The 12,319-nt window shown below is 74.3% G+C and carries 7 protein-coding genes; 2 read left to right on the forward strand and 5 right to left on the reverse strand.

The features are described from left to right. The first annotated feature begins 115 nt into the window (after window positions 1-115). Entirely contained in the window at window positions 116-1,987 is a 1,872-nt protein-coding gene (locus ACTMTB_RS09395) for a hypothetical protein (RefSeq protein ID WP_441144972.1), read from the forward strand. Between the two features lie 31 nt (window positions 1,988-2,018). On the opposite strand, the gene ACTMTB_RS09400 is transcribed toward ACTMTB_RS09395, so the two are convergent. Then, a complete protein-coding gene (locus tag ACTMTB_RS09400) occupies window positions 2,019-3,917 on the reverse strand; it encodes a hypothetical protein (RefSeq protein WP_441144204.1) in 1,899 nt (632 codons plus the stop codon). Between the two features lie 309 nt (window positions 3,918-4,226). Here ACTMTB_RS09400 and ACTMTB_RS09405 point away from each other — a divergent pair, with 309 nt between their 5' ends. Further along, the gene (locus ACTMTB_RS09405; protein WP_441144206.1) at window positions 4,227-5,420 is read left to right on the forward strand and encodes a hypothetical protein; all 1,194 of its coding nucleotides are present in this window, start codon (window positions 4,227-4,229) and stop codon (window positions 5,418-5,420) included. A gap of 258 nt (window positions 5,421-5,678) precedes the next feature. Here the strand turns inward: ACTMTB_RS09405 and dxs are convergent, their stop codons facing one another. The 4 genes from dxs to ACTMTB_RS09425 form a co-directional block, all read right to left on the reverse strand. After that, window positions 5,679-7,628: a 1-deoxy-D-xylulose-5-phosphate synthase gene (gene dxs, locus ACTMTB_RS09410; RefSeq protein ID WP_441144208.1), complete on the reverse strand. Its 1,950-nt coding sequence runs from the start codon at window positions 7,626-7,628 to the stop codon at window positions 5,679-5,681. Window positions 7,629-7,698: 70 nt separating this feature from the next. Then, window positions 7,699-8,859, reverse strand: coding sequence for an anhydro-N-acetylmuramic acid kinase (locus ACTMTB_RS09415; protein ID WP_441144210.1), 1,161 nt, complete (start codon window positions 8,857-8,859; stop codon window positions 7,699-7,701). Window positions 8,860-8,871: 12 nt separating this feature from the next. Next, window positions 8,872-10,137 carry a class I SAM-dependent RNA methyltransferase gene (locus ACTMTB_RS09420; protein ID WP_441144212.1) on the reverse strand — a complete coding sequence of 422 codons (1,266 nt, stop codon included), beginning with the start codon at window positions 10,135-10,137 and terminating at the stop codon, window positions 8,872-8,874. Further along, on the reverse strand, window positions 10,134-12,206 hold the full coding sequence (locus ACTMTB_RS09425; protein WP_441144214.1) for an APC family permease: 2,073 nt from the start codon (window positions 12,204-12,206) through the stop codon (window positions 10,134-10,136). Before ACTMTB_RS09425 ends, ACTMTB_RS09420 begins: the two co-directional genes overlap by 4 nt. Window positions 12,207-12,319 lie beyond the last annotated feature (113 nt).

A 12,319-nucleotide genomic window follows, 5' to 3' on the forward strand; every position in this document is an offset into this window, starting at 1 on the left:
CCCGACCACCCCCCGACCACCGGCTGCCGGCCGCAGCGCACCCTGCGGGACGCCCCACCGGCCCGGCGGGTACGCCGGGTCACCGCCTGTACGATGGCCCGTCGTGGCTGTGCCGGTGGTAGATCCCTCGTTGAACCAGACGTCCGCGCCCGAGGCGGTCGAGCCCGTCGCGGCCGATCCGGCACGGCGGCCCCGTCGGCGCCCGAGCCGGGCCGACGTCCTGGCCATCGGAGCCTATGTGCTGCTCGGCGTTTTCGTGTGCCTGAACTACTGGGTGGACGTGCAGCACCGGGTCTCGTCGCACCTGCCGACCGACCACAGCTGGTTCGAGTGGCTCTTCTCCCACGGCGCGTACTCGGTGCGTCACCTGGAGAACCCGCTGTTCAGCGCCCGGCAGAACGCCCCGGACGGGGTGAACATGATGGCCAACACCTCGCTGCTGGGCATGACCCTGCCGCTGGCGCCGGTCACCCTCCTCTTCGGTCCGCAGGTGACGTACGCGCTCTACCTGGGCGGCGCGCTGGCCGCGACCGCGGGCACCTCGTACTGGATGCTGTCGCGCCACCTGGTGCGCTCGCGGGCGGCGGCCTTCGTCGGCGGCGCCTTCCTCGGCTTCGCGCCGGGCATCGTGCACCACGCCAACGGGCAGCCGAACTTCGTCTCCAACTTCCTGCTGCCGGTGATCGTGGCCCGGGTGCTGCGCCTGGGCGAGCCGGGCCGGTGGCGGCGCGACGGGGTCGTGCTGGGGCTGCTGGTGGCGTACCAGATCTTCATCAACGAGGAGATGCTGCTGCTCACCGCGCTGGCCTGCCTGGTGGCGGTGCTGGCGTACGTGGTGCAGCGGCCCCGCGCGGCGCGGGCCCGGGCGGGCGGTTTCCTGGCCGCGCTCGGCCTCGGCGGCGGGCTGGCCCTGCTGCTGACCGCCTACCCGATCTGGTACCAGTTCAACGGCCCGCAGTCCTACCGAGGCTTGCAGGGTGGGATCTTCCACAACTGGGGCGAGGACCTGATGGCCTTCGTCACCTTCGCCCGGGACACCGTGGCCGGTGACGAGGCGGTGGAGAAGACCATCGGCCTGACCGAGCAGAACACCTGGTTCGGCTGGCCGCTGGTGCTGGTGGCGCTGGTCGCCCTGGTGCTGCTCTGGCGTCGCTCGCTGCCGGCCCGGATCGCCGGCGTGCTGGTGCTGGTCTTCACCGTCGCCGCGATCGGCCCGAAGGTGCGCTTCGACGGGGTGGAGACGACGGTCGACGGCCCGTGGGCGTACATCCCGGACGACCTGCCGCTGGTGGAGATGATGATGCCGACGCGGCTGGCCCTGGTGGTGGCCGCGGCGGTCGGCGTCCTGCTCGCGCTCGCCTGGGACGCGGCGGCGGGTTACGGCCGCGCCCGGGTCCCCGCGCCCCGCGCGGCGGCCGACGACGCCGGCACGACGGCGGCGAGAGCCACGCCGGCCCGGCGGCGCTGGGTCCGGCCGGTCGGGTACGCGGCGGTCACGCTCGCCGTGCTGCCGCTGTTCCCGCGCCCGCTGCCGGCGCAGCCGGTCGACCCGCCGCCGCACTTCATCACCGCCGGCGGCTGGCGCCCGTACGTCCCGGCGGGCCGGACCCTGGTGCCGGTGCCGATCCCGAGCAACGTGCACGGCCTGCCCACGCTGCGCTGGAGCGCGCTGACCGGGCACGAGTTCCCGGTGCCGGGCGGCTACTTCATCGGGCCCAACCTCGACGGTGAGGGGGTCTTCGGCGCGCCAAACCGGCCCACCAGCACCCTGATCTACGCCAGCATGGACACCGGCACCGTGCCGGCGCTGACCGAGGAGAACCGCCGCCAGGCGGTCGAGGACCTGCGCTACTGGAAGGCCTCGGTGGTGGTGCTCGGCGCACACCCCCGCGAGGCGGTGCTGCGCGAGCTGATGACCGGCCTGATCGGGCCGGCGCAGCGGGTCGACGACGTGTGGCTCTGGGACGTGCGCCCGCTGGTCGGCTGACCGCCCACCCGGCCCGCCCGGGGCGGCGAGGTCAGGCGGTACGGGCGGTCAGCGGCCGGACGTCCCAGACCCAGACGTCCAGCTCCCGCTTCGCCGGGCCGACCAGCTGCTCGACGGTGCGCCGCAGCGGCTCGGCGTGCTGGTGGCCTACCGGCAGCACCAGGACCGCCGCGTTCCAGTGGCGCAGCTCGTCCAGGCAGCGGCGGCGCTGCCGGTCGTCCAGCTTGGGCGTACGCCCGGTGGTGGCGACCTCGTCGAGCAGCTCGCCGATGCCGCTGGGCCGGCCGCCGAAGCGACCCGGGTCGCCGGTGTTGCCGTTGCGCGGGGCGAGGAAGTAGCCGCCGGGGATCTTGAAGTCGAGGTTGGTGGAGGCCGCCCACCGCATCCCGTGCGTGTTGCCCATGCTCGGCACGGGCACCGGCACCAGCGTCTGGTCCGGGCCGACGTACTGCCGCCAGCGGTCGGCGGTGATGAAGGTCGGCACCGGCGGGCGGGAGGTCACCTTCAACGGCATCGGCACGATCGGCAGCAGCGCGAGCACCAGGGCGCCGACGGTGACCGTCTTCGCGTGCCGCCACTCGATCCCGCGCAGCGTCCACGCCCGCTGCACGGCCAGCGCCAGCAGCATGCCGATCACGACGCTGGTGATCAGGGCGAACCGGGTCGGCACCACCGCGTCGAGCAGCGGCAGCCGGACCAGCAGGTCCCACGGTCCGGTGAAGAGGTCCCGGTCCCACCAGGACACCCGCTCACCCAGCGAGAGCACGGCGAAGAAGAACCCGGTCGCGGCGAGCGCCCGGACCAGCACCTCGCGGCGCAGCCAGACCACGATGCCGACGGCGAGCAGCGACAGGCTCCAGCCGAAGAAGGCGTTCTCCTCGGAGTAGTTCGGGGCCAGGTTGACGTTCGCCCGCTCGTTGCCGCCGAAGGTCGGCGAGCCGGGGGCGAAGAAGGCGGCGATGTCGTTGCCGTAGTCGCGGACCGCGTCGCTGAGCCCGTGGTACGCCATCGGCCCGGCGAACTGGATGTAGAGCGGGTACGCCAGCAGCGCCCCGGCCAGCACCGTGCACACCGGCAGCCCCTTGGCCAGCGGACGCCAGGCCACCGACCACAGCGCCGGGCGCTGCACCACCATCGCGGTCAGGAAGACGCCGCAGGCCAGCGCGGTGAAGAGCAGGATCTCCTCGTTGATGAACGCCTGCACGGTGACCAGCAGCGCCAGCAGCGCGCCGTCGCGCACCGGCCGGGTGGAGCGGGTCAGCACCATCACCCGCCAGACGATGAACGGCAGCAGGAACTGGGAGATGATGTTCGGGTGCCAGTTGGCGTGCGACAGCATCGCCGGTGAGAACCCGCAGAACCAGGCGCCCACCGCGGCGGCCAGCCGCCGGCGGACCAGGTGCCGGGAGAACACGTGGTACCAGGCGGCGGCGGTGCCGCCGAGACCCAGGGTGACCAGCACCACGAAGGACACGGCCGGTCCGAAGAGCAGGGTGACCGGCACCATCGGGATGCCCAGCGCCAGCACGGCCGTGTTGGCCATCAGGTTGACGCCGTCGGGGTAGTTGAACTGGTCGGTGAAGAACGGGAACTCGCCGTGCAGCACCACGCGTACCGAGTGGGCGAGGAAGAACTGCACCTGGGCTGGGTCGCTGCTGTAGAGCGAGGCGACCCGGCCGGCCGGGTCGACCCAGAGCTGGCTGGTCACCCAGAGCGCGACGAGCAGGAAGATCCCGTAGACGGCGAGGTCCTTGCGCCGGGCCGTCCAGCGCCAGCGCCGCGCGGGCGCCGCCGCACCGTCGCCGTCCGCCGTCGCCGGCCGCTTCCCGGGTACGCCCCGCGCCGGCGCGCCGACGGCCGGCGCCGTCGGGGCGGGCGCGTCCACGGTCGGTGCCGTCGGGGCGGGTGTGTCCACGACCGGTGCGTCCACGGTCGGCGCTTTCCCGGCGGTGGCAGCGGGTGCCTTCGCCGCCGGTGTGTCGAGGACTCGTGCGGGGAACGCGGTCGCGGTCGCCGTGGCGCCGCGGGCGGAGCCCGGAGAGGCGTCGGGGTCCGGTGCGGAGGCGCCACGGGGCTCGACAGACGTCACAGTCGGCGGAGTCTACCGGAGCCGGAGAATAGCCCGAAATTCACACTGCTGTCCCTTGTGGCCGTCGGACACGGCCGCGAGGCGCTCCCCGACCGTTGCGTACCATGTGGGCTTCCGGCAACGACGGCGAGGCGATCGGGAGGCGTAGAGGTGGCTTCAGTCCGCCGCCGCGGCACGACGGCCACCGCACTGCTCACCATGGTGCTGGCCGCGACCGCCTGCGGCCCGGTCGCCGACCGGGGGGCCCGCGAGCTGCGGGTCGGCTACGACAGCCTGGACGGCACACTGCCGGTCTGGCCGCCGCGCGGCTCGCTCGCCGGGGACGCCGCGGCGACGCGGGCGGTCACCGAGGCGGTGAGCGCCTGGCGGTCGCCGATCGACGACCGCGCCCACCTGCCCTCCTCCGGCATTCTCTTCTCCGGCGAGGTCGACGGCACCCGGCTGGCCCTGGTCGCCGCCGACGTGCCCGGCGAGGGCGCGTCCTGGCTGCTCCAGCTCACCGGCGACGGCGGCCGGTACACGGTGACCCGGGCCAGCGAATACTCCGACCCCGGTTACCTCGCCTACGCCGACGTCCTGCCGGTGCAGCTGGCCGACGGCCGGCGCTACCTCACCTCCGGGCGGGTGGAGCGCCTGCTCGGCCCGAACGGCCGGGCGCTGGTGCTCTCCGACGGGCTGAGCCGCCCGGTGCGCGTGCCGGCCTGCGCGGCCGTGCCGGTCACCGCGACGCTGCGGGCCACCGAGTCCCTGCCGCGCGGTCGCGCCGCCGAGCGCCTGCTCGACCTCGGCACCGCCACCGCCGAGCCGCGCTACCCGCTGGTCCGGGACGAGACCGGCTCCGGCCGCCGGGCCCTGGACGGGCTGGACACCTGCGTGCTCGCCGACGAGCGGGGCCCGTTCGGCAGCGTCCCGCGCCGCATCGGCGACCGGGACGCGCCCCGCTCGGCCCCGGAGTCGTGGCCGATGGAGAAGGTGAGCGTCCGGGCGATCGGCGAGATGGCGCTGGGCGGCGGCGACCCGGGCGACCTGGAGCAGCTCACCTGGGAGACGGACGCCGGCACGATGACCGCGGTGGTCTACCGGCCCGCCGACGGCGGCACCCCGGTGGTCTCCCCGGCGGACCGGTCCAACCCCCTGCAGACGTACGTGCTGCCGGTGCCCGGGCAGCCGCTGGTGGTGCTGACCTGGCGGGGCACCCGGGACGCCTCGCTCTCGGTGCCGCCGGGCACGCCCCGGCTGGTGGACCGCCCCGGCCTGGCGGTGGTGCCGATGCCGGCGGCGAAGCAGACCTTCAGCCTGGCCGGCGCGGAGAAGACCTACTACCGCTCCGTCGGCGGCCGCTGACCCGCTGGGGCGCGCGCCTCCGGGGGCACGGCGGGGGAGCCGTCGGGACCGGGGTGGACCTCCACCTCCTGTGGAGCTGATGTCGTCACCGACTCAACGCCGAGCCTGCCCATGCCCCGGGCGTCGCCGATTCGTCCACGACATCAGCTCGACAGGAAGCCGGAGGCACCCTGCCGGCTCCCGGGCTCCCCGCCGGTACCCGGACGCGCCGACGGGCGGTCCCGGGCACCGGGACCGCCCGTCGGCGGGGTCCTGTCCTCAGTTGGAGCTGGCCTCGCTGGCCGGCAGCCGGACCGGCTCCACCGGCTCCGCGTCCAGGCCGGAGATCCAGCCGATGACGTTGCGCGCCACGTCCTGCGCCGTGAGCCCCAGGTCGCTGAGGATCTGCGCGCGGGTGCCGTGCGGGTGCCAGCCGGCGGGCACGCCGAGGTCGCGCAGCGGCACCCGGACGTCGGCGTCCCGCATCGACTGGGCGAGCGCGTCGCCGACGCCGCCGACCCGGACGCCGTCCTCGACGGTGACCACGAGCCGGTGCCCGGCGGCCAGCTCGACCAGCTCGGCCGGGACCGGGCGGACCCAGCGCGGGTCCACCACGGTCACGCCGTAGCCCTGCTCGGCGAGGCGGGCGGCGACCTCCATGCCCAGCTGGCCGAAGGAGCCGACCGCGACCAGCAGCACATCGGTACGCGCCGACTCGGCCAGCACGTCCACGCTGCCGATCCGGCGTACGGCCGGCAGGTCGGCGGCGACGGTGCCGGTCGGGAAGCGGATGATGGTCGGGCCGTCGTCGACGGCGACCGCCTCGCGCAGCTCCTCGCGGAGGCTGCCGGCGTCCCGGGGGGCGGCGATGCGCAGCCCAGGCACCACGCCGAAGACGGACATGTCCCAGATGCCGTAGTGGCTCGGCCCGTCCGGGCCGGTGATGCCGGCCCGGTCGAGCACGAAGGTCACCGGCAGCTTGTGCATCGCCACGTCCAGCAGGACCTGGTCGAAGGCGCGGTTGAGGAAGGTCGCGTAGACCGCCACCACCGGGTGCAGGCCGCCCATCGCCAGGCCGGCGGCCGAGGTGGCGGCGTGCTGCTCGGCGATGCCGACGTCGTACACCCGCTCGGGGTGCTTGCGGGCCAGGGTGGCGATGCCGGTGGGCTCGGCCATGGCGGCGGTGATGCCGACCACGTCGGGGCGCTCGTCGGCGATGGCCACCAGCTCGTCGGCGAAGACCTGGGTCCACTTCACCGACGGGGCGGCGAGCAGCTTGCCGGTCTCGGCGTCGAAGGCGCCCGGGCCGTGCAGGCAGTCCGCCTCGTCCTCCTCGGCGGGGCGGTAGCCGTAGCCCTTGCGGGTGACCGCGTGCACGATCACCGGGCCGCCGAAGTTCTTCGCGGCGCGCAGCGACGACTCGACGGCGGCGATGTCGTGCCCGTCGACCGGGCCGACGTACTTGATGCCGAGGTCCTCGAACATCGCCTGCGGGGCGACCGCGTCCTTGATGCCCTTCTTGACCGCGTGCAGCACCTCGTACATCGGCTTGCCGACCAGCGGGGTGGAGCCGAGGGCGTCCTTGACGGTGTCGAGGACCTTCTCGTAGCCGGGGTTGAGCCGCAGCGAGGAGAGGTGGTCGGCGAGGCCGCCGATGGTCGGCGAGTACGACCGGCCGTTGTCGTTGACCACGATGACGAGGGGGTTGCCGGCGGTGGCGATGTTGTTCAGCGCCTCCCAGCACATGCCGCCGGTGAGCGCGCCGTCGCCGACGACGGCGACCACGCTGCGCTGCTCGCCGCGCAGGGCGTACGCCTTGGCCAGCCCGTCGGCGTACGACAGGGCGGTGGAGGCGTGCGAGTTCTCGATCAGGTCGTGCTCGCTCTCGGACTGGCTGGGGTAGCCGGAGAGCCCACCGCGCTGGCGCAGCTTGTCGAAGCCGTCCTGCCGCCCGGTGAGGATCTTGTGCACGTACGACTGGTGGCCGGTGTCGAACAGGAGCCGGTCGCGGGGAGAGTCGAAGACCCGGTGCATCGCCAGGGTGAGCTCCACCACGCCCAGGTTGGGGCCGACGTGCCCGCCGGTGCGGGAGACCTTGGCGATCAGGAAGTCACGGATCTCGGCGGCGAGGATGTCCAGCTGCTCGGCGGTCATCCGCTTGACGTCCTGCGGACCGCGGACGGCGCCCAGCAGCCGACCGTGGTTGGCCGTGCCCTCTTCAACACTCATGAGCGAAGAGTCTATCGGCCGCCCGCCGCACCGCAGCTCGGCCGTGGATCATCCCAGCTGGTTCCCAGGTTCAGCCCACGACGACCAGCCGCCGCGGCGGCGTGGGCGGGGTGGCGCCGTGCGGCGGCCCGGCCGGCGTCCAGGCGCCCAGCACGGCGGCCCGGCGGGCGCCGGTGACCGAGGGGATCGCCCCGGGCAGGCCGTGCCAGGAGAGCCAGCCGAGCAGGGCGAACGCGTACGCCTCCTTGGCCTGGGCGGGGACACCCAGCTCGTCGGTGGTGCGCAGCCGCCAGCGCCCGGCCCCGAGGGCGGTCAGCCGGCCCAGCAGGGTGGGGTTGCGCACTCCCCCGCCGGCGGCGACCACCTCGATGACCCGGTGCCGGTCGCACGCGGCGGCGACCGTGCGGGCGGTCAGCTCGGTCAGGGTGGCCAGCACGTCGTCCGGTGCCACCGGCTCGCCCAGGGCGGCCAGCCGGTCGGCCAGGTAGCCGGCGTGGAAGAGCTCCTTGCCGGTGGACTTGGGGGGCGGCGCGGCGTAGTACGGCTCGTCGAGCAGTAGCGACAGCAGCCGGGCGTGCACCCGGCCGGCGGCCGCGCGGGCGCCGTCGAGGTCGCAGGGGCGGCCGAGGAGCCGCCGGGCCGCCGCGTCGAGCAGCGCGTTGGCCGGGCCGACGTCGTACCCGAGGACCGGCGCGCCCGGGGCGACGACAGTGAGGTTGGCGATGCCGCCCAGATTGAGCGCGGCCCGGGGCCCGCCGGCCGCGTCGAGCAGCAGCGCGTCGAAGGCCGGGACCAGCGGCGCGCCCTGACCGCCGGCGGCGACGTCCGCCGAGCGCAGGTCCGCCAGCACGGGTACGCCGACCCGGGCGGCCACCCGCGCCGGCGCGCCGAGCTGCAGGGTGCCCCGGGTGGTGCCGCCCTCGACCCAGTGGAAGACGGTCTGGCCGGGCGAGACCACCAGGTCGGCCCGCCCGCCGGCCAGCTCGACGCCGATCGCGGCGGCGGCGGCGAAGACCTCGCCGACGGCGTTGTCCAGCCGGCAGACCGCCTCGATCGTGGTGGCCGCCGGGGGCAGCAGCGCGCCGATCGACTCGCGCAGGGCGTCGTCGTAGTCCAGCCCCCGGTGCCCGAGCGGGCGCATCCGCAGGGTGTCGCCGTCGGCGGTGAACTCGGCGGCGACCACGTCCACCCCGTCGTACGAGGTGCCGGACATCAACCCGACGATCTTCATCGGGTCAGGCTGTCACCGTGCGGGCGGCAGGAGCAACCCGACCAGCTCGACGTGCTGGGTCATCGGGAACAGGTCGTACCCGCGCAGCGCGGCGAGCCGCCAGCCGAGCCCGGCGAAGGTGCGCACGTCCCGGGCGAAGGCGGCCGGGTCGCAGGCCACGTACGCGACGGCACGCGGCCGGGCGGCGACCACGTCCCGCACCACCGGCGCGCCCGCGCCGGAGCGGGGCGGGTCGAGCACCACCAGGTCGACCGGGCCGGTGACCCGGCGGCGGGCCAGCGCGGTCTCCACCCGGGCGGCGACCACCTCCACCCGGGGCAGGTCGGCCAGGTTCTCCCGGGCGGCGGCGACCCCCGGCGCGGAGGACTCGACCAGGGTGATCCGGGCCTGCGGGCCGACCCGGCCGGCGAGGGCGGCGGCGAAGAGGCCGGCCCCGCCGTACAGGTCCCAGGCGGACTCGCCGGGGCGGGGGTCGAGCAGGTCGAGCACCGCCCCGACGAGGGTGTCGGCGGCGGCCGGGTGCACCTGCCAGAACCCGGCGGCGGGCAGCGTCCACTCCCGGCCGGCGGCCACCTCGCGGACGGTCTGCGGCCCGCTGACTCCAGTGGCCACCCCCTCGGTGACGGCGGCGACGCTGACGTCCCCGCCGGTGGAGGCGACGGTCTCGACCGCCTCGGCGTCCGGCCAGCGCGCGCCGGACGGGGTGAGCACCGGCAGCTCCCGGATCGCCGGGTGGGCGATCCGGCACCAGTCGATCGGCACCACCTCGTGCGAGCGGTGCTTGAGCAGCCCGGCCCGGCCGGCGGCGTCGACGGCGTACCGGACCCGGGAGCGCCAACCGAGCGGCCCGCCGGGCAGCGCCTCGACGGCCACCCCGAGCGCGTCCACCTCGGCGTCGGTGAGCCCGCCCAGGCGGGTGAGCTGCTCGCGCACCACGGCGGTCTTCCAGTCCAGCTGGGCGGCGGGGGTGACGTGTTGCAGGTCACAGCCTCCGCAGCGGCCGGGTTTCGCCCACGGGCAGGGCTGCTCGACCCGGTCCGGGGAGGCGGTCAGGATCTCCACCGCGTCGGCGCGGGCGAAGCCCTTGTGCAGCTCGGTGACCTCGGCGATCACCCGCTCGCCGGGCAGCGCGTGCCGGACGAAGACCACCTGGCCGTCGACCCGGGCCACGCAGTGCCCGCCGGGGGCGACCGCGCCGACGGTCAGCTCGACCCGCTCGGCCTCCTCCAGCCCGCGCCGCTCCTCCGTGCCCGGCCCGCCGCCGGTCGGGCCGGTCACGGCCGGTCCCCGCTCGACGGGCCGCTCTCGCCCGGCGGGGCGGAGACGACGGGCGGGACGCTCGGCGGCAGGGTGCTGCGCGGGGCCACCCGCGGCCCGCGGGCCGGGGTCCGGCTCAGCGTGGCGTCGAGGCGGTCCAGGTTCTTGCTGGCGGTCGAGGCGAGCTGCCAGGGCACGCTGGTCACCATCACGCCCGGCTCGAAGAGCAGCCGCCCCTTGAGGCGCAGCGCGCTCTGGTTGTGCAGCAGGTTCTCCCACCAGCGGCCGACGACGTACTCGGGGATGAAGACGGTGACCACGTCGCGGGGCGACTCCCGGCGGGTGTTGGCGACGAAGTTGAGGATCGGCCGGGTGATCTCCCGGTACGGCGAGTCGACCACGGTGAGCGGGACGGGCACCTCGCGCTGCTCCCACTCCGCCTGGAGCTGGCGGGTGTCCTTCTCGTCGACGTTCACCGTCACCGCGGTCAGCGTGTCCGGCCGGGTGGCCCGGGCGTACGCGATGGCCCGCAGGGTCGGCTGGTGCAGCTTGCTGACCAGCACGATGGCGTGGTTGCGGGCGGGCAGCACGCCCCGGACCTCGGTCGGCTCCAGCTCGGCGGCGACCCGGTCGTAGTGCCGGCGGATGGCGAGCATCACCAGGTAGATCACCGCCATCGCGGCGATCGCGATCCAGGCGCCGAGCAGGAACTTGGTGAGCAGCACGATGACCAGGACGGTGCCGGTCATCACCATGCCGAAGGTGTTGATCGCCCGGGACCGGATCATCCGCCGCCGCGCCTCCGGGTCCCGCTCGGTGCGCAGGTGCCGGTTCCAGTGCCGGATCATGCCGGCCTGGGAGAGCGTGAAGGAAACGAACACCCCGACGATGTAGAGCTGGATCAGCTTGGTGACCTCGGCCTGGAAGCCGACGATCAGCACGATGGCGAAGACGGCGAGGAAGACGATGCCGTTGGAGAAGGCCAGCCGGTCGCCCCGGGTGTGGAACTGTCGGGGCAGGTAGCGGTCCTGGGCCAGGATCGAGCCGAGCACCGGGAAGCCGTTGAACGCGGTGTTCGCCGCCAGGAAGAGGATCAGCGCGGTCGCCCCGGCCACCACGTAGAGCAGGATCGAGCCGGAGCCGAAGACGGTCTCACCGAGCTGGGTGGTGACGGTCTTCTGCACGTAGCCCTCGGGGCCGGAGACGATCTGCAGCTCCGGGTTCTCCACGAACTGCAGGCCGGTCAGCCGGGACAGCCAGATGATGCCGACCAGCATGGCGACCGCGATGGTGCCGAGCAGCAGCAGGGTGGTCGCCGCGTTGCGGCTCTTGGGCGCCTTGAACGCGGGCACCCCGTTGGAGATGGCCTCCACACCGGTGAGCGCGGCGCAGCCCGAGGAGAAGGTCCGCAGCAGCAGGAAGATCAGGGCGAACCCGGTCACGCTGTGCTCGGCCTGGATCTCCAGCCCGGCGCTGGGCGCCAGCAGGTCGTCGCCGAGCACGAAGATCCGGACCAGCCCGGTGAGGATCATCCCGACCATCACGATGATGAAACCGTAGGTGGGGATCGCGAAGGCGGTGCCCGACTCGCGAAGACCGCGCAGGTTCATCGCGGTGAGCAGCACCACCGCGACGACGGCGATGAGCACCTTGTGGGTGGCCACGAAGGGCACCACCGAGCCCAGGTTCGCCACCCCGGAGGAGACCGACACCGCGACGGTGAGCACGTAGTCGACCATCAGCGCGCTGCCCACGGCCAGACCGGCCCGCGGCCCGAGGTTGACGGTGGCCACCTCGTAGTCGCCGCCGCCCGACGGGTAGGCGTGCACGTTCTGCCGGTAGCTGGCGACCACGGTGAGCATCACCACGACCACCGCGAGGGCGATCCACGGCGAGAAGAGGAACGCCGACGCACCGGCGATCGACAGCGTCAGCAGGATCTCGTCCGGCGCGTACGCCACGCTGGAGAGGGCGTCGGAGGCGAAGACCGGCAGGGCGATGCGCTTGGGAAGGAGGGTGTGCTGGAGCCGGTCGGACCGGAAGGGTCGACCGACGAGGAGTCGCTTCAGCAGCGAGGTGGGACTGGCCACAAGCGCTAAGGGTACGACCACCGCACGCCGAACGTCGGGGGTGCCTGATCACCACCCCGCGCACCCGCGCGGTACGGTCGGTCCCCCGTCGGCCCGGCGGACGTGGCACGCTC

The sequence above is a fragment of the Micromonospora sp. L32 genome, from assembly GCF_052068055.1.
GTDB classification, from domain to species: Bacteria; Actinomycetota; Actinomycetes; order Mycobacteriales; family Micromonosporaceae; genus Micromonospora; species Micromonospora purpureochromogenes.

Coding starts and splice junctions, on each gene's coding strand:
- dxs (WP_441144208.1), bottom strand. CDS start 7,628: ATGAGTGTTGAAGAGGGCACGGCCAACCACGGTCGGCTGCTGGGCGCC.
- ACTMTB_RS09415 (WP_441144210.1), bottom strand. CDS start 8,859: ATGAAGATCGTCGGGTTGATGTCCGGCACCTCGTACGACGGGGTGGAC.